Annotated in this window: 13 protein-coding genes; 4 read left to right on the forward strand and 9 right to left on the reverse strand. The window is 52.6% G+C overall.

Annotated elements, in window-relative coordinates; genetic code table 11:
* Window positions 1-94: 94 nt before the first annotated feature.
* Both KI379_RS24640 and KI379_RS24645 read right to left on the reverse strand, forming a co-directional pair.
* Window positions 95-1,909: a cache domain-containing sensor histidine kinase gene (locus tag KI379_RS24640; protein WP_212985205.1), complete on the reverse strand. Its 1,815-nt coding sequence runs from the start codon at window positions 1,907-1,909 to the stop codon at window positions 95-97.
* On the reverse strand, window positions 1,878-3,425 hold the full coding sequence (locus KI379_RS24645; protein ID WP_212985206.1) for a response regulator: 1,548 nt from the start codon (window positions 3,423-3,425) through the stop codon (window positions 1,878-1,880). Before KI379_RS24645 ends, KI379_RS24640 begins: the two co-directional genes overlap by 32 nt.
* Before the next feature lie 267 nt (window positions 3,426-3,692).
* Here KI379_RS24645 and KI379_RS24650 point away from each other — a divergent pair, with 267 nt between their 5' ends.
* The 4 genes from KI379_RS24650 (at window position 3,693) to KI379_RS24665 (ending at window position 8,840) form a co-directional block, all read left to right on the forward strand.
* Window positions 3,693-4,664 carry an ABC transporter permease gene (locus tag KI379_RS24650; protein WP_212985207.1) on the forward strand — a complete coding sequence of 324 codons (972 nt, stop codon included), beginning with the start codon at window positions 3,693-3,695 and terminating at the stop codon, window positions 4,662-4,664.
* 21 nt (window positions 4,665-4,685) lie between these two features.
* On the forward strand, window positions 4,686-5,579 hold the full coding sequence (locus tag KI379_RS24655; RefSeq protein WP_076175584.1) for a carbohydrate ABC transporter permease: 894 nt from the start codon (window positions 4,686-4,688) through the stop codon (window positions 5,577-5,579).
* A 1,207-nt stretch (window positions 5,580-6,786) separates the two neighbouring features.
* On the forward strand, window positions 6,787-7,233 hold the full coding sequence (locus KI379_RS24660; protein WP_212985208.1) for an ATP-dependent metallopeptidase FtsH/Yme1/Tma family protein: 447 nt from the start codon (window positions 6,787-6,789) through the stop codon (window positions 7,231-7,233).
* Between the two features lie 707 nt (window positions 7,234-7,940).
* Complete coding sequence (locus KI379_RS24665; RefSeq protein WP_212985209.1) at window positions 7,941-8,840, forward strand: aminoglycoside 6-adenylyltransferase; 900 nt, start codon at window positions 7,941-7,943, stop codon at window positions 8,838-8,840.
* A 157-nt stretch (window positions 8,841-8,997) separates the two neighbouring features.
* Here KI379_RS24665 and KI379_RS24670 read toward each other — a convergent pair whose 3' ends face one another.
* The 7 genes from KI379_RS24670 to KI379_RS24700 form a co-directional block, all read right to left on the reverse strand.
* A complete protein-coding gene (locus KI379_RS24670) occupies window positions 8,998-10,167 on the reverse strand; it encodes an SGNH/GDSL hydrolase family protein (RefSeq protein ID WP_212985210.1) in 1,170 nt (389 codons plus the stop codon).
* Window positions 10,154-10,807, reverse strand: coding sequence for an HAD family hydrolase (locus KI379_RS24675; RefSeq protein ID WP_212985211.1), 654 nt, complete (start codon window positions 10,805-10,807; stop codon window positions 10,154-10,156). The genes KI379_RS24670 and KI379_RS24675 overlap by 14 nt, the downstream gene beginning before the upstream one ends.
* A 17-nt stretch (window positions 10,808-10,824) precedes the next feature.
* The gene (locus tag KI379_RS24680; protein ID WP_212985212.1) at window positions 10,825-12,600 is read right to left on the reverse strand and encodes an alpha-1,3-galactosidase-related protein; all 1,776 of its coding nucleotides are present in this window, start codon (window positions 12,598-12,600) and stop codon (window positions 10,825-10,827) included.
* Between the two features lie 173 nt (window positions 12,601-12,773).
* Window positions 12,774-14,441 (reverse strand): extracellular solute-binding protein, encoded by a 1,668-nt coding sequence (locus KI379_RS24685; RefSeq protein ID WP_244879427.1) that lies wholly within the window; start codon window positions 14,439-14,441, stop codon window positions 12,774-12,776.
* Between the two features lie 128 nt (window positions 14,442-14,569).
* Window positions 14,570-15,478: a carbohydrate ABC transporter permease gene (locus KI379_RS24690; RefSeq protein ID WP_076175564.1), complete on the reverse strand. Its 909-nt coding sequence runs from the start codon at window positions 15,476-15,478 to the stop codon at window positions 14,570-14,572.
* 15 nt (window positions 15,479-15,493) lie between these two features.
* On the reverse strand, window positions 15,494-16,435 hold the full coding sequence (locus KI379_RS24695; RefSeq protein WP_244879428.1) for an ABC transporter permease: 942 nt from the start codon (window positions 16,433-16,435) through the stop codon (window positions 15,494-15,496).
* 266 nt (window positions 16,436-16,701) lie between these two features.
* A complete protein-coding gene (locus tag KI379_RS24700; RefSeq protein ID WP_212985213.1) occupies window positions 16,702-18,993 on the reverse strand; it encodes a helix-turn-helix domain-containing protein in 2,292 nt (763 codons plus the stop codon).
* Window positions 18,994-19,138 lie beyond the last annotated feature (145 nt).

Genomic DNA, 19,138 nt, shown 5'->3' on the forward strand with positions numbered 1-19,138 from the left:
CATGTCTAATTGTAAAAACGGGGAGTTCAATTAGCTATAACGCAATATTACAATTCATAATGGAAAACGTCTTTCATCGTTTCAAGGCAGCTCCTCATCCCGGTGCTTTTGCGGCAGACGGAGGCGGATCGAGCGGTATCCGGATCGTGACGGCGGTGCCGATGCCCGGTTTGCTGAACATGGACACCCCGTATTCCCTGCCATAAGTGAGCTTGATGCGGTCATCCACGTTTTTGATACCATATCCGGAAGCTCCGGAAGGACTGTCGCTCTTCTGCATCGCCTGGTCCAGCTGCTCCGCCGTCATACCGGCGCCATCGTCAATGACTTGGAGCAGCATGTCATGCCCGTCCCGCTTCAGCTTGACGTTAATGTTAACGCCCGACTCGTCCCACATCGCGTGGTTGATGCAGTTTTCGATAAAAGGCTGCAAAATCAGCTTGATCGTCGTCCGCTGGAACAGCTCTTCATCGAGGTCGTAGTGCATATGCAGCTTGTCCCGGAAGCGGATGTCCTGAATCGCCACGTAATTTTTGACGAGATTGATTTCCTGCTCCACCAGAATGATCCGCTTTCCCTTGTTCAGCGACACCCGGTAGTACTTGGCCAAATAGTTGACCATGCGATAGACCTGCCCCGCCCCCTCTTTCAAGGCCAGCGAAGAAATCGACGACAGCGTGTTATACAGAAAATGCGGATTGATCTGCGCCTGCAGCGTGTTCAGCTCCGATTCCTTCATGGCGATTTCCTTCACGTACACGTCCTGAATCAGGTTCTGGATCGTTGAGGCCATTTTATTGAAGGCAAAGGACAGCTGGCCGATCTCGTCATGCCCCATCGGTTTGATGGAGAGGCGGAAGTCGCCCCGTTCCACCTTGCGGATCTGCTGCAGCAGCACCTCGATCCGTTTGGTCAGCACTTTGGTGGTGAAATACAGCAGCAGAATGGCGATGCTGATCGTGATCGCGGAGAACCAGATGATTTTTCCCGTAGCCTTGTTCGTGTTGGACAGCAGCTCGTCATACGGCACGGTAATGACCGTACTCCAGCCGTTGCTCAGCTTGTTATAGGTGAAAAAGCGCTCCTGCCCGTTCATTTTCAAGTCAAAATGACCCGATGCCCCGCTCAGCTCCTTTTGAATGGGATAGAGGTCGTACAGCAGGGTGGAAGCCAGGTTCTGATCCCCCGTGCTGATGATCCTTCCGTTTTCGTCGATAATGTAGACGCTTTTGTTATTGTTTTCCATCTTAATGAGGGAATACAGCTCGTTGTCGCTAATATCCAATGTTAAAATCCCGTAGGGATGCTGGAGGCTGAAATAGCTCAGCGAACGGGCCAGCGTAAAATGCGCATCCGGCGCCGTGTAGTCGTCCGTATGGGTATAGACGGTGCTTCCGGCGGCTTTCAGCGCCTTTTCCTTGATTTCGGCGGGCAGCTCCTCCATATATTTCACGTACTGGCCGTCGGAGTACAGCGTTTTGTTGCCGGTAAAGATCGTGATGTTCTGAATGTTGGAATTCAGCGTCAGCAGCGAGGGCAGCGTGCGGTTGATGTATTGAAAAGCGTCCAAATAATAAAACGCCTGCTCGTAATCCGTCGATAAATAATTGCGCAGCTGGGCATCCATATACAAAATGTTCGACAGCTGATTATAGTAATCCAGCCGCTTCTCCACGTTGGTGTTGATCTGGGCCAATGTCACATTAAGCGCGGTATACGTCTGCTTCGTAATCGTGCTGCGGGTCGACGTATACGAATAGTAGATCAGAATGGAGAACGGCAGAATAATGACGATCAGAAAGATGAAGAAAAATTTGTGCCGCAGGCGCGGGCGGGCAAGCCTGCCTGTCCGGGTGAACGGAATGCGCGCGGCGATTTTATCCCAGAAGGAGATGTTTTCGGTATTCATTCGGCGTGACTCCTTGGTTTTTCACGAATAAGGAAATAAAGTAGGACGTGCTCTCGTAACCCACCATCTGGGCGATGTCCTGCACCTTCAGCGATTCGTCAGCCAAGTAAGCCTTGGCCTTGTCGAGGCGGATTTGGGTCAGGTAGTCGTGAATCGTCATCCCCGTTTTCTCTTTAAAAATGGACCGCAGGTAGTTCGGCGACAGGTACACCTGATCCGACAGGCTGTTAATCGTAATCGGCTGATGGAAGTTCTGGTCGATCATCGTCCGCACCTGATGCACCAGCTTGGCGTTCTTGTCCGCAAACCGCTGCCGGACCGAATCCGCCGCCTGCTTGGCGTAGTCCATCACCAGCGCTTCAATCTCGTAAATGGTTTGACAGCCGTACACGGTATGGTACAGCTCGGCACGCTTATGGCTTTCCGCAATCGGCTCGTGAATGTGCTCCAGCAGGTGCTCGATCCAGCCGATGGCCGCGCCGCACACCTCGTTTTTCACAACCCTCAGCGCCACCAGCTTGGCGATTTGCTCACTTAAAATCTCACCCGCCCGTTTCAGATCATGCCCGTCCAGCGCTTCGATCCACTCCTTCTCCGCAAGGGCCGGCACCTCCCCACCCTTGGACTGCTGAACGTCCTCCGGCCCGATGACTTTTCCCTTTCCCGTGTAAAATAGCTCCGCTAATATGACCCGTGTTTGCCGGTACAGCGCCTGAATTCCCGTCAACGATTCCTCCTGCGGTGCCGTGGCGACCGTTACCGTAAAATGCAGCGATTGCCGGATACGCTCCAGCAGATCGTTCCAACCATACTCACCCGGCTTGGCCGCAGCGTCCATAAATAGGCCCATCTCGCCTTCCTTGAACAGGACGATGTCGGCGTCTAGCCGTTTCTTGGCCAGCCATTCCCCGATCAGCTCCGACACCTGGTCGCGTCCGTCTTCCACGGATACGCTTTGTGCCTCAGCGCTGATCACGTCCAGCTGCAGCAGGGCCAGCGCATACTTCTGCCCCTCCGGGTGGCGCGACAGCCGGCGAAAACTGGCGGCCAGATTTCCGGTGCGCTCCGCATCGGATTCATGGACGAGCTCCTTCAAAATATGGGAGCGGGTCACGCGGATCGAACGGTTCTTCATCCGCACTTCCTCGCATTGATGCTTCACTTTTTCGATAACGCTTACAATTTCGCTGAGATCGAGCGGCTTGAGCAAATAACCGACGGCCCCTACGTTCAAGGCCGATTTGACGTAATCAAATTCGTCGTGCCCCGTCAGGAACACGAGCTGCATCAAGTCATAACGCTCCCTTATATGCCGCGCCAGGTCCAGGCCGTTCATCAGCGGCATTTGCACGTCGGTCAGCACGATGTCGGGCTGGATCGCCTCGATCTTCTCCACGGCATCCCGCCCATTGACGGCCGTGCCTGCGACATAGAGCCCCATCTCTTCCCAGCGAATATAATCCCTCATCATCTCAAGCTCCAGCTCTTCGTCGTCCACGAGAAAAATGCTGTACATGGTCTCCCCCTCCAGTCCCCTTTTGCCTAACGATTATATAGAAATGAACTAAAGAAAGTCCTTTTCTGACACGGAAATGCCCCGTGAATCAAGTGATAACGATAGAAAACTTTAGTTCATTCTATATTATAGTGGTTTCCCGTTACTTAACTAAGGGTCCTCACAAATGTAAGTCATTTTCAAGCATCTTTCGTTACAATGGCGTATCGACACTCATTTTTTGCGGGTTTTATAATTTGAGTTAACTTAAGATGCGAGGTGCCCCCTATGAAAACCGAACTGGCTTTACAGAAAAGATCGGAGCTCCCGATCCCCCGGCGCAAGCTGTGGGTGACCGTCAAACAACAGAAGTATCTGTTCCTCATGATACTGCCCGCGATCGTCTGGGCGCTCATCTTCGCTTATACGCCCATGGTGGGGCTGTACATGTCCTTTGTCAATTACCAGCCGACGCTGGGCGGCTTCTGGCATACGCTGTTTCACAGTGAATTTGTCGGATTCAAGTGGTTTCAGTACTTTTTCAACAACGGCGACTTTCTCATCGTCATGCGCAATACGCTGGCGTCAACCTTAATTACACTGCTGTTCTCGTTTCCGATGCCGATCCTCATTGCCATCGCCATCAACGAAATTCGGAGTGTTCGCTTTAAAAAGACGGTGCAGACCGCATCGTATCTGCCATACTTTATTTCCTGGGTTATCGCGGCCAATATTATCGTGACGCTGCTGTCCTCGGACGGCGCCATCAACGGTATATTGAAGTTTCTGCATATTACGCGTGAGAGCGTTTTATTCCTGCAGCACGGCTCCTACTTCTGGTGGATCGTCGCGATCGGCAACACGTGGAAGGACATGGGCTACAACTCGATCATGTATCTGGCCGCCATCTCCTCCATTAACCAGGAGCTGTACGAAGCCGCCAAAGTCGACGGTGCCAGCCGCTTCAAGCAGATCCGTTACATCACGCTGCCGCACCTGAAGCCGACGATCGTCATTTTGCTGATCCTTGCCCTCGGCGGCATTCTAAATGCCGGCTTTGACCAGCACTTCCTGCTCGGCAACGATTTGACGCGCGACTACTCCGATGTGCTGTCGACCTATTCGTTCCGCTACGGTATTCAGAACGGCATGTTCTCTTACGCCTCCGCCGTCGGTATGTTCAGCTCCGTCGTCGCTTTTATCATCGTCATCATCGTCAACGGCATCGCCAAGCGGCTCAACGGCCAGTCTTTATTCTAATCGACCCGGGAGGTTTACGATATGAAAAACAGCAAAACGGTCCCCGAGCATCTGTTCGATGCCTCACTGTACGTCTTTTTGGCCATCATCTTCCTGGCGACGTTCTATCCGTTCTGGAACATCTTCGTCATTTCCCTGAACGACGCGACGGACACGTTAAAAGGAGGGCTGTATTTCTGGCCGCGCGTGCCGACCTTTGAGAGCTACATGACCATCTTCCGTAACCCGGAAATTTGGAGCGCCATCAAAATCACCGTGCTGCGGACGGTCGTCGGCACCGCCGTGTCCATCTTCTGCATCTCCATGCTGGCCTACGCGCTCAGCAAACGGAACCTGATCGGCTGGAAGTACTTCTCCTTCTTTTTCGTGTTCACGATGTATTTCGGCGGCGGCCTGATTCCGACCTATATGGTCATCAAATCCGTCGGGCTGATCGATTCGTTTTGGGTGTATATTTTCCCCGGCCTGATCGGCGTGTTTCTGATGATTCTGGTCCGGACCTTTATCGAGCAAATCCCCGGCGAAATCGAGGAATCGTCCAAAATCGACGGTGCGAACGACCTGCAAATCTTTTTCCGCATCATCATGCCGCTCTGCGTTCCCGTGCTGGCCACCATCGGCCTGTTTCTGGCCATCGGCCACTGGAACTCGTGGTACGATTCCTACGTGTACACCTACAAGCCCGAGCTGAAGACGCTGCAGGCCGTGCTGGTCAAAATCCTGAACCAGTTCCAGACGGCCAGCATGATGTCCGACGCCCAGCAACTGGCCCAAAGCTCCAAGCGCATCCCGGTATCGAGCGAGAGCATCCGGATGGCGGTGACCATGGTCGCCACCCTGCCGATCATTCTCGTATATCCCTTCGTGCAGCGGTATTTTGTGAAGGGGATCATGATGGGGGCGATCAAGAGCTGAGGAAGGACTGGGTGTGTGCGGGGATGACAAAACGGAATGTGGTGTGTCGACGAAGCGTGTATTTGTGAGTGGCTTGGCTATGGCCAAGCTGTCCAGATGACTGGCGAAATCCAGACGTTTGGTGCGTGGGGTAAGTGCGAGGGGTGATTGGAGGAAACCCAGACGTATGCGCGTGGGAGGGGCGGGATTGGGGTTTCAGCCGCTGTTGAGACCGGGTTTCTTGGAATCGAAAAGGCTGTTGGAACCCGGTCTCAAAGGCGGCACGTAGACTTTCCACCCCAATTCCCGCCTCCTCTTGGTGCCACTTTTCCGTTGACTTCGACGTTTGTGAGGCCCTTCCCCATCTCTTGATGGGAAGTAATAGGCTCGTTCAGGACGGCTTTGACCGTGAACTCGCCTGAGATTAATCAGCGCCTGGCCTTTGCCCAGGCTGCTTTGTGTTTGGTACGGCGAACTTGGCTGGACTCGGAAACCACAAGTCCGGAGGTTGATTGGCGAAACCCAGACGTTGGCGAGTGGGATGGCCCCCTCCCCCCAACTCTTAATAGGGAAGGAATAGGCTCGTTCCGGGCGGCTTTGGCCGCCGTGAACGAGCCTCAGACTGATCAGCGCCTGGCCTTTGGCTAGGCTGCTTTGATTTGCTTAAAGCCATTGTTTTATTGCATCCATGTATAAAGCCAAGTTTGAAAGATATCATGTCATCTTGGATTCGCTCCCTTTGGTTTAAAATCACCGGCCCGTTAGGCTTGCCACCTGGAACATGCGTATCATATCGATCACCTTCTCGATCATGCTTCCCCTGTTAGTTCAACTGGAGGCTCCGCCAGGCGCACCGCGCCGCCGGAGTAGTTGAACTATCCGAACAAGGAGGAACGCGCAGCGGCAAATCCTTGTTCGGATATCAGGGTATGGTAGGCTTGTGTAGGGGGGCATGTTCAACCCCAAGGCCGGAATTTCGGAGGAGCCGAAATCAACCAAGCCTTTAAAAAAAGGCCGACGGCTGCAGGCTTTTCTTATTGAGTATTTCCCTGAAACAGATCTGACTCGATTGGTCGTTTCTTAAGTTGCCGTAGGCAACCTGATTTAATAGAAACAAATTATCGCTTGATTTATGCCTCTCATTATTTATAGAATTGGGAGTAAAAGTAAATTTTCTAATCCGCAGCATACTTTACATGAGTTAGTCAGAACGAAGGGGGATGAAGTGATGAAACGACTAATATACCTTGCGGCCGCCGTCCTCATCGTGATCGGCTTGGGGATTTTCTACTTTTCACCAAAAAACTTTACTTTCAAAGAAGCTGTACTGGATAAGCTCGATACCAACAATGTTGCATCCATTGAAATCATCAAACGCGATCAGCAAGGCGAGCACACCAAAAATGTAACGGATTCGGAAGAAATCAATGAAATATTGAACTCACTTTCTGCGGCGAATTTAAAAAAGTCCGGATCATCAGACATTCAATTTACCGAATCCTACTGGATAACTGTGAAGACAAACGACGAAGGGAGAGCGTACGGAATCACTCTCTATGATAGCGACTATATGCATACCTTTGAATACAATGCAGCAGCACCTAAAAATGCATCCAGGTCATACAAAATTACGAACGACTTCGATGCTGCGGCTATTCGGAATGTATTTAAATAACTGTTGTTTGCAAGTCTGGTTTCTTTTGTGAAAAGCATTCGCCTACTGGCCACCTCACAGTCAGCACAAAACCTGTCCTTCCACAACGGACAATTTCATACTTTGTCTTACAAAAGAAGGACACGATACACTATACTCCCCTGCTGGCGGATCGACTCTAAATTCCTGTATCTAGTACTAATTCCACATTTTTTTACTATATATAGAACTCAACAGTTAGGAAAAGATATGTATTTCTGTCCACCATTTAAAAGACAAAGTCCCAATTTGTTCATCATAAGTAGACAGTCTAAAATCACTGTGAACTCGCTTGATCACAGACCATCAGCTATCCCCTGTATAATCCAGATTGATTTTTGAACCATCCGTTGACCACCCCGACGGTCCGGTCATCCAACGGAATGTTACCGATATTGGCTTCAAGAAAATTCACCTAAGTTGAGCAGCACGCTTTCCCGCCCTCCCCCAACTTGTGGTAAGATGTCAGTAATTATGGTATGGGCGGTATACCGCCTGTCATGATCCTTACAATTCCGTTCTGCAGATGATGCACCCACCACTAAAAAGGAGGACAATCATCATGAAGAAGCTGCTTGACCACTTGTAACGTGAACTCGTCGTTCGCTGGAGTATCCGAATTCGTGGACCGCCTCTTGTAAGCATGACCCAACTCCAAATGAATATAAAACAGGGAGGCTGTACCCGGGATGAGAAGCGAACGAGAAATGTTGGATTTGATATTAAATGTAGCCAAAAGCGACGAGCGTATCCGGGCCGTTGGGATGAACGGCTCGCGGACGAATCCGAATGCCCCGAAGGATGTTTTTCAGGATTACGATATTGTGTATGTCGTGACTGACGTGGGGTCTTTTATCCAGGATCCCGACTGGGTTAACGTATTCGGCGATCGGATCGTCATGCAAAAACCGGAGGAGATGAAGCTCGTTCCTCCGGCTATGGACGGATTTTATCCGTATCTCATGCTGTTCACGGATGGCAATCGGATTGACCTGACCCTTTGCCCGATCGATAAAAAGGATGACTGGAACGGCGGTGACCGCTTGGCCGTGGTGCTGCTGGACAAAGACCAAAGCCTGCCACAGCTGGCAGAGCCTACGGATCAGGGGTATTGGGTACAGCAGCCGACCGCTAAATTATTTGCCGACTGCTGCAACGAGTTTTGGTGGGTCTCGCCTTACGTCGCCAAAGGCTTGTGGAGACAGGAGATCCTGTACGCGCTCGACCATTTGAACATCATCCGGGAGATGCTGGTCAAGATGCTCGAATGGCAGGCCGGCGTCCTTACCGGGTTCTCGGTGAGCACCGGCAAAAACGGGAAGTACTTAAAGGGATACATTCCGGAATCGAGCTGGGAACAGCTTTTGGCCACCTATCCAAAAGGCCAATACGAAGATGCTTGGAACGCGCTGTTTACGATGACCAACTTATTCCGCAGCACGGCGCAAGAAGTGGCGGCGAAATTCGGCTTTGCCTATCCTAATCAAGATGACCGCCGAGTGACGGCTTACCTGGAGCGTGTCCGAACACTAGAACCCGGGGCCGCTGAAATATTCCCGCCAGGTCGTGAGCCAGGTAATGAAGCGTAGGTACAGCACATACTAACGTTTTCCCGTAACGGTCGTGAATAACACCAAAACCAGCCGGAACCCTGAAGGGGGCCTGGCTGGTTTTTCTTAGTGAATAGTGGTCTTTGGCCCAAGTGTTACGATTGTTACGACCAGAGCGAGACATGCTATCCCCTTTTTAATGGCTCAGGATTCGCAGCACCTGCAGTCGCGTTCCCAGACTCTCCATGTCTTTTCGTCCGGTGTTTCTGACCTCCACCTGCATTTCGGCCGGTTCGGAACCACTGGCCAACATGATGATCACGGGTCTGTAAGCCAGCTTGCACCAATCGTCGAAAAGGTTCACCTCTTGAAAAGGGCCTCCGTTCACGGCGTATTCCAGAATGCCGGAGTCGGGGCCCATGAACAGGCAGAGTCCCGTTCCGCGGCCGGTCACGATATAACTGAGGCTTGCTCCTTCGTTCAGCGCCTCCAAGTGACCGTCATCGTACCGCCAGTTCATAACAGGCTTATGCTGAAGCCCGTTGTAGTCAAATCCTCTTTGGCTTAAAATGCTGTCCGCCCGGGTCATCCGTCCGTACTCGTAATTTCCCGCCTCCAAAGGCGGGAGGGAAAGGACATCCCTTCCCATGCTGGTGACATGAGTGGTTTCAGCTATCGCATCCAGTCCTGTCTCAAAGAAAGGCTCCAGGAAATCCCGGGCAAAGCCGGCATACAGCGCGTGGCCCTCGTCATTCGGATGGACGCCATCCGGCGCGAGTTCCCTCCATGTCCAGCGCCCCTCATCAATGCCCTGCTGAATGGCGGAGGCGTAGTTGACGGAAGGGATACCATAATACGCAGCGACCTCCTCGTGTACGGCGATGTTGAACGGGACGCCCGGTCCCAAATTTTTGTCCGCTGCGGTATAGACAAAGCAAAGGTCCGTCTGCGGCGAGCGCCGCTTGCAGCCGCGGATGATCCCCTCCATGCCGCGGATCGACTCGCTGCGGTCCGTCCCATCGTTGACGCTGAATTCGACGAACAGAAGATCGACCGGCCCGTGCTCCAGGACATGCTCCTGCAGCCGGTGCGCGCCGAAGGTCGAGTCGGTGCCGCCGACACCGGCGTTGATGCAGGCCACCCGGTCGCCGCCGTGGCGATCCTTAAGCCAGGTCTGTGTCAGCCCACGCCAGCTGGTCTTATCCGCGTCCGAAGCTCCCGCTCCCTCCGTGATGGACCCACCAAGAAAAGCAACGTTTACGGGCAGTCCCTTACGTATCTTATCCTGAAATGCGGGTAGACCGCTCCGGGTATGGATGATGGGTTTGGGATACGCATGCGCATGAATCGGCTTAGAATGCGGCATGATCCCCGGCCCCCTTTGCTTGGCGTTCCTGCCACTCCTGCCGCTCCTGCCGCTCTTGCCGTACTTTCTGGGGTTCGGAGCTTTCTCCTTCCGTTTCCGCTGCCCCAAGCTCCATTTCCAGCCGGTTGACAAGTTCAATGAGCTGCATCGGTTCGCTGATCGTATAAGCGGGCTGCTCGGACTCGTCTGCCGGCGTATGGTGGTACCTTGGCGTCCAGCATTGAAAAACGCTGATGATGCCGAGGGCGTTCGCGCCTTTAATATCCCTGCTCAAATTGTTGCCGACCATGATGGTGCGGGCAAAATCCGCTTCGGACCCGTTCAGCGCGCCGATCGCCGCTTTAAACATCCGCGGGCTCGGCTTGGTGGCCTTGATCAGCTCGGAAATGATGAGCGCATCGAAATAATCGTGCAGGCGGTGCTGACTCAGCACGTTTTTGAAGGATTGTGCATCTCCGTCGGCCACGAGCGCAAGCGTAAAGCCAAGCGAATGCAGCGTCTTCACCATCTCCGCGGCCCCTGGAATCAGGTCGGCGCTGACCACGATTCCGTCTTCGTCACGAACCTCGGTAGACTCGTCCACGAGCGTATCCCCGCTGTCCAAAAATACGATCAGTCTTTTTTTGTCGATGACGTCCATCTCCTTTATTCCTCGTTCTATTCGTCTGTCGGAGCCACCATGAAGCCGACCGAATTGTCGGCCATTGTAACTCCGCTGCAGCGTTCCAGCTTAAAAAGTCCGTCAGGGTATTGCCTATGAAAGACCCCGCCCGAATACAGGCCATCTTTGCTGCCAGCCTTCACTGCAAGCAAAATATCGTTTCGGCAAAAGGCCAGCCCTTCCGTGCTTCGCGCCGACAGCAGCATGGCATGAGCCGTTCTGAACCGGTTATCCTCGATCCGGATGTTGCGGTGGACCGGTACGTCCGGCACGTCCGGCACGGAAGGCTCATTCTCGGGAGCGATCCGGATCACGGGATGCTCCTCTCCGCCACAGTCGATAAATTGGTTGCCCGCAATGCGCACATCCGCGACTGCACCTGATTCGTACCAGGAATTCGCGTCGCTCGCAACCAGAACGGCACTCATGTTCATGCGTTCAAACCTGTTGCCCTCTATGACTGTCTTCCGCGGCGACGACACCAGTATGCCCCGAGTCGGTATTCTGGCAAAATGGTTCCTTTCGATCACGATCTCCGGTGTCCACGTCACGTTCTCGATGACATCGTAATCCCCTATCGATGCTGGGGCCGGCTGCTCCAATGTCAGAAGCAGCTCGCGGGGATCAAGCATCTTCACCGCGGCGATCCGCCCGAAAGCATAGGACGCAAGACCGCGGGCATCGACAAAAGCTATTTCGTCCCCCGGAAAGAAAGCGCGGAATCCATACGTTTGCGGATGCATGAATCGAACCCGCACTTGATCGGGCGCCGGCTGGCCGACGATGCGGAGGTACGTGCCGTGAACGTTGACCGCATCGTCATGGGCTCCGGCAAACCGGCTGTCCGTGATCGAGACACGGCCCCGGCACCCTGAACAATGGATAAAATCGGCGAAGCCCGCCACCGTTCTCCCCGTCTCAGGGCGCGGCGTCACATCCAGATCGGCGAAGGTCAAATCCGCGCTAAACTGGCCGACGATGCCCAGCCCATGCATAAAATGAAGCCCCATGCCGATCAGACGGATCCTCTCGCATTCCAGGATCAGCACGCCGACCTGGTCACGAATACCGTCTCTCATTTGTACGGTCATTCCAGGCGAAACATGCGGAACGGGTTCCTCCCCAAAATGAAACCGCAGCCGCCGGCTGCCGATTTCCTCAATGCGTTTAGCCCGTGACGGCCAATCTTCCATACGCCAGGTGGCATTTTGGACCAAGTCGCAGTGCTGTACCGGCCCTTCCCGGAACCTCCATCCTTCGCCGACCCAAGTGAGACGTCCGTCTTCCAGTTCATAATGTGAATCCGGATGCACGCAAACGTCGAGCTCATGCTCTCCGCGCCGCTCCACGGTCATCTCGGTCACAGTCGGCACCGCATAGTCGAAGCGCAGGTTGCGGATTTCGATATCCGCGCAGCCATCCAGCAGCAGCATCGTTTGCTTGCCGTGGATCACAAAAAGGGAACCGTTCCCCTCCAGCGTCAGCCGGCAAAGCCCCTTCATCAGCAGCGCGACCGTTTTCGTGACGTCCGGGTTTTCCACCTCGCTGGCCGTATTGGTAATATGGTAAGCCGCCCGGACGGCATGCTCCGGATAAAAATGATATGTTCCAAGTGGGATGTCCAATACGACAGGGCCATCATGCGAACCGGCTGCCTCTAGCGCAAGCCGCATGGCCGCCCCTGCATTGGCCTGTAAGCCCTCAGCGTCGCCAAAGTCCGCCAATGATATCAATTTGAACAGCGCCGGACCCGGATTTCCAGAATCAGTCATGCCTTGCTCCTTTCGATGCGTTGTCTGCTCCGTTCACTGATTAACTGATTTTACAAATCGGCCCTTGTTCTCAAAATGAACGGAAATGCGGAAGATGCCAGTCTGTTATAGAACCGGCATCCCGCAAAGGAACCAGCAGGCTTTGCCGGCCGCCGGTTCCTTGTGATATCGTATTATTTTGCTAACTTATCATAAGCCGTCTGCAAAATTTCCAGGTAACGGTCCAGCTGCAGGTCCTTCAAGCCTTTCACGTAAGCGTCCCAATCTTTGTCCAGGTCTTTGTTGCCGGTCACGAACTGCAGTTCATTTTGCTCAATGTAATTTTTCAGGTTGGTCTGCAGCATGCTGGCTTCGTCGATTTCGGTTGGATCGATCCAGACGGACCAAATCGGGAAGATTTCTTTAGGCTCATGTCCTTGGTACAGAAGCGTAGCGTTGTACAATCTGCGCTCATAGCCGTCCGAAGCATAAATATCGGTGCCCTGTACCCAGGTGTCGCGGTATTCTTTCGGCATATAGAAATGCCCCATTCCGCTCCATCCCGCATTGTGCGGCTGCTCGCCTTCCTTCGTCGGAATCGTTTTGACCATCGGCTTGACGCCTTCACCAAGCGCTTTGTCTCCCGGCTCCGGATCCGTCCAATCGATGCCCTTCATACCGGTTCCGGCATTGGTTTGCCCTTCGGGCGTGAACATATAATCCACCATTTTAATTAATGCGATCTGCGCTTCTTTGCTTGCTTTATTCGTAATAACAAATTTAGCTCCGGAAGTGACGCCCCCGGCATCATGCGTGGCATACGAGATGCCGTTCGGACCGGTCAATGGCGGCAGCGGGTTATAGTGTGCGGAACGGGTGTTGCCCGGGTCGATATTGACAAAGATGGCCGGGTGCATGCCTGCTCCTGCGCCAAGAATTTCAGCACCGGCATTTTCGCCGACTTTTTTGAAGGCCTCAGCATTTTGCGTAAATGCGCCCGGGTCGATCAGTCCCTCATCATAGAGGGACTTAACGTATTTCAATCCTTCCTTCCACTCCGGCGTAATGGCGGCGGACTGCACTTTGCCGCTGCTCATCGTCAAATAGTTCCGGTCATCGTCATAGATAAAGCTGTTCATCAGATAAGGAATGATGCGGACGCCGAAGTCCTCTGTCGAACCGCTGAGCGGAACTTCGTCGGCTTTGCCGTTGCCGTTGGGATCCTTCGTTTTAAAAGCCTTCAGAACCTCTCTGAATTCCTCCGTGGTCTTCGGCTCTTGAAGATTGAGCTTTTTCAGCCATTCGGTATTGAGCCACATTTTGTTCGGATAGGAACAGTGGAAGCATTCGGTGTAGGCTCCAAGCCCATAGATATTGCCGTCAGGGGCCGTGACAAGAGCTTTCATTTCAGGACTCTCTTCCATCGCCTTCTTGATGTTGGGCCCATACTGGTCGATCAGATCGTTCAGAGGAATCAGCACCCCCTGCTGCCCGTATTTCAGGACGTCGGCCTGTGAAAATTCATCGATGTAGGCTGTCAGCAGATAAGCATCGGGGTAATCGCCGCTTGCCAGCGAAATCTGGCGTTTCTCCTTAGCTCCGTCGGAAGGGTTAATCTGCCATTTAAACTGAATGTTAAATTTGTCCTCGACGAATTTGGTAAACTTGTTCGTCGGAATGTCGATTCCCGATTCCTGGACAGCGAACACGCTGACCTGTACAGGCTTCGACGCTCCCCCATCGGCTGCGGTACCGCCTCCCTGTGCGCTGTCCGGGCTATCTGTCTTTTTGCCGGAGCAGCCGCTGATGACGACGAAGGTGGCCATCAGCAGGATAAACATTCGTATTAGGCTTTTTTTCAATCGAATCGCTCCCTTTTTAATAGTTCTGCAGCAAGCTTCTTATGCCTTCCTCTTCTCAAAAAAGGGCACCACCTCCATTTGAAATGGAATAAGAATCAGGATGGCGTGCCGAAATCAGCACCTCAAGGTTATCCTTTGACCGATCCGACCAGCATCCCCTGCACGAAATAGCGCTGCACGAACGGGTAAATGACAAGCACCGGAAGGGTCGCCACCACGATCAGCGCATATTTTAACAATTCGGCCAGTTGTTGCTTCTGCACCATCGCCATGGCGTCCATCGTTCCGCCCGAGCTGTTGTTCTGGATAATAATGCTCCGGAGGACTAACTGCAGCGGGAACAGGTCTGCGCTTCTGAGATAGATCAACGCATCGAAATAGGCATTCCACTGCCCAACGGCGTACATCAGCACCAGAACGGCAATGATCGGCTTGGACAGCGGCAGCACGACGCTGCGGATAAACCGGATATCGCTGCAGCCGTCGATTTCGCTGGCCTCCAGCAATTCCCCCGGAATCGACGATTGAAAAAAGGAGCGTGCGATAATCACCTGCCATACCCAGATGGCGTTAGGAATGAGCAGCGCCCACCTTGTGTCGATCAAGTGCAGCTCTTTCACCACCATATAGGTGGGAATTAACCCGCCGCTGAAAATCATCGTAAACGTGATGATCATCATGAATACGTTTCGCCCAAAGAGGGACCTCCGGGACAAAGGGTAGGCAATCATGACCGTCAGCGTGACGCTGATCAGGGTGCCTGCCGCCGTATAAATAATTGAGTTTAAATAGCCCGTCATAATTTCCTGCCTGCTGAAAAGCACGCGGAAACCCTCAAACGAAATGTCGACCGGCCACAGCCATACCTTTCCGGAGGTAACCGCCGCCGGACTGCTGATGGAGCTGCTTAAAATGTAGACGAGCGGATACAGAACCGCCAGGACGACCAAGATCAAAATGGTGTAGACGATACCTAAAAACAGGCGGTCGCCCTTCGACTCCTTGATTGCTTTTCTTCCTGCGAGTTGAATGGTCATACCTTTGCTCCTTCCTTACCAAATGCTGTTGTTCGTCAGCCGCTTCGCCAATCCATTTACGGTCAGCAGCAGGATGAGATTGATGACGGAATTAAACAGGCCGACGGCTGTGGCAAAGCTGTAGTTTGCGTTCAGCAATCCGATCCGGTACACATAGGTTGCGATAATTTCCGAATTCACCTGATTCAGCGGATTTTGCAAAAGATATACTTTTTCAAAACCGATCGCCATGACGTTGCCGACATTCAAAATCAGAATGATGACGATGGTCGGAATGATGCCCGGCAAATCGACGTGCCAGATTTTCTGGAACCGCGAAGCCCCGTCCACCTTGGCTGCTTCGTACAAGGTCGGGTCGATGCCCGCCAGGGCCGCTAAATAGATGACCGCACTGTAGCCGGCCGTCTGCCAAATATCGGACCAGACATAGATGGAGCGGAACATGCCCGGGTCGCCCAAAAAATTCACCGATTCAAGCCCGAAATAATTCAGGACGACGTTGGCGAAGCCCAGCCTTGGGGACAGGAACAGCATGACGATCGACACCATAACTACCGTGGAAATAAAATAAGGAGCGAAAGTGACCATCTGCACGAATTTCTTAAATCTCTTCCCGCGCAATTCGTTAATCATCAGCGCCAGAATAATCGGAATCGGAAATCCGGCAAGGATCAAATAACCGCTCAGCAGCAGCGTGTTTTTGAGCAATGTCCAAAACAGCGGATTTTTAAAGAACAGCTCAAAATGCTTGAAGCCTACCCATGGACTGCCCCAAATCCCCTTAATGACGTTATAATCCTTGAATGCAAGGACTGCGTTAAACATCGGGTAGTATTTGAAAATAAGGAAAAATAACAGCGGAGGAATCACGAGCAGATAGAGCTGCCAATGCTTCTTCATGCTTTTACCGGCAATTTGCCAGTAACTGACCTTGCGCGTACTGCTTTTGCGCTTCATTGGAATTGCGGCTTGCTTGTTCAGAATAATAATCCCCCCTATGCCATCAGCGTGGATGCGTGATGAAATGACAGCGTTTTCTTTCTTGCTTGAGCATAGTGGATCAAACGGGCGCTTGAACAGGTACACTTCGGTCGTTTTGCATCCAATTTCCCTTTTTTCGGGGGTCCATCGCTCTAAGCGCTGTACATATTTCCGTTTCGGCTTCCGCACGCACAAAAGCCGCATCGTCCTCAAACGGATCCTGCGGCTTACAAGAACTGGTGCTATTCGTCGAGCGTTTGCCTGTAAACGCTCGGCGTCACGCCGATCAATCGCTTGAACGCCCTGCGGAACGAATGGGAGCTGTTGTACCCCACCTGGGCGGCGATATCGTCGACCGTATGATTGCTTTCTTTAAGCAGTTCAGCAGCTTTCTCCATGCGCACCTTAATCAGATGGTCCGAGTAATTGACCCCGGTCACTTCTTTAAATAACTGGGAAATGTATTTTTCCGGCCGTTCCACATATTCGGCCACCCGGTACAGGGTCAGATCGGGATTGGCGTACATCTCCTCCGTGTACTGGTACATCCGCTGAACCAGTTTGGCATGGGAGTCCTTTTTCTTGTTGGCGATATAGCCGCACAGCGTGGCGGTAATGCTCTTGATTTCGGCCTGAACGGAATCCAGCGGCTCGGCGGGGCCGATGTCGATGACCCTCCGCTTCACAGTTTCCAGCATGTTCGACTCTTGGAAAACCTTCTGATCGAGCAGCTTGAGGAAAGTTCCTTTGATCTCACCGACGAGCTGATGCTTCATCTCGACAGACAACTCGCGCCTTGCGATATTTTGCTCAAAAATGCTGTCGATGATCTTGCCGGCCTCCTCCTCTTCCCCGGCCCGGATCGTACTTGCGAGGCGCTGCTCCGCGTCGAGCGGGTAATAATACGTCGTGTTTTCGATGCGGGCTTCATGATTCCACAGCATGCCCTTGGAGTTCACAAACACGGCATATTCCAGCGCCTGCTTGGCCTGCTCGAACGATTGGCTCACATCCATCAGCGTCTCAAAGCCCTCGCCGAAACCAGCTTGGATGGAAACCTTGTATTCCTGGAACAGATGCTGGATCAGCTCTTCCATCAGCGCGGTTATCCGCTCCTCCTCGTCCTGCCCGGGTTCCCGGTTCTCGTGCGAGAAAAACAAGACGACAAGCTTATCGGATCCAAGGTCGGATACCGGCAGCGGACCCGCGATTTCCAGCAGCGCTTGTTTCACAAGGAGGCGTGTGGCACTGAGCTCATTCAAAATTTCCACGCTGTCCATACCCGAGTATCCGTTAATGCAGAGAATGCCTGCATAACCGCTCTCCTTGTCGAGCGAAATGTTGGCCTGTTTGGCCGCCGCCACGATGACATCGTGCGATTCGAATTCGCCTGCAATGAGGCGCTTAATGAAAGCGTCGCGGACCAGCGGAAGCTGAAGGGTCAGCTCGCCTTCGAGCTGTTTGTTGGTCTTGATCATATTGGCGATATTGCCGCTAAGAAAATCATACGCATTCCTTTTCTCCAGCTCGTCCCGGCCGAATTGTTCTTTGATAATACCGATCATGCTTTGGATCGGAACGCTGTGACGACGCGCCAGCAGCAGCCCGACCAGCAGGCCGATCAGCATCGTCCCTCCGGTAAGGATAAAGGTTGCGCGCTTGATCTTGTTGGCGTTCTCCATGAGGGTTGTCCGCGGAATGCCGGCCTGGTACACCCAACCGTTCTTGTCCGAACGGGTTGTGATGACCAGGTCATCCTTATAAAATTGGCTCGTTTTATTGGCATCAAAAGCCGGGTCATCCTTCAATCTGTCCACATACGACGGAACGCTCCCTTGGAGCGCAAGCGTATTTCCTTGACTGTCATAGATATGCACCCATCCGCCAAATCCTTTGGTCAGACCTGACAGCAAACCGGTAATGGTTTTTTCGTCGATCATGACCACCACGCTCGCCGGCGAGGAATCGTTGAAGCTGTCGAGCGGCAAGGACTGCATAAACGTAATGACGGAAGTACCCATTCCCCTCTCCGTATAGGCCGTCAACGGCTTGATTTCGCTGCGGTGGGTCTTTAGCAGCACTTGGGTCTTCCATTCGTCAAACGACATATCGTCATAATGAAAATATTCATAATAATGCTCCGGCCGGAAAGTGGAGCCTGAAGTCAGGATCAAATCGTAATTGGCCAAATAAATGAAATAGTTTTGAAGAAAATCGTTGGTTTGTCCAAAGGTCAGCACGTTCCGCATCGCCTTCCACAAACCGTACACATCCTGCACTTGATGGCGGTCGTTCATCAGCATATTCACTTCCTGGCTGATGGCGATTTGCCGGGTCATGCCTTCCACCTCCGCCATCCGGTGCTCCAGCAGCTCCTGGCTCTTTTCCAGCTGAATTAAGCTGTTGTCGATCGAGATGGACTGTGTAACGGATATCGAGGTGAGGTAAGAAATGTAACCGCCCACACAGGGGATCAGAAGAATGACGATATAAGAAATCAGAAAATTTCGAAAAACGCTGGAACGTTTCAGCATGATATCCCCCTTATTTTGATAGCGCTATCATTTTGTGGGTTGAAAGATGTATTGCCTGCTCATGCAGCGTACATTCCATAATAAAGCCTTGATCGCAAATTTGTATAGGTACACTCCAGCCAAAAGGTACATTTTTCCCTGTTTT

Source organism: Paenibacillus cineris, from assembly GCF_018333335.1.
GTDB lineage: Bacteria > Bacillota > Bacilli > Paenibacillales > Paenibacillaceae > Paenibacillus_AQ > Paenibacillus_AQ favisporus.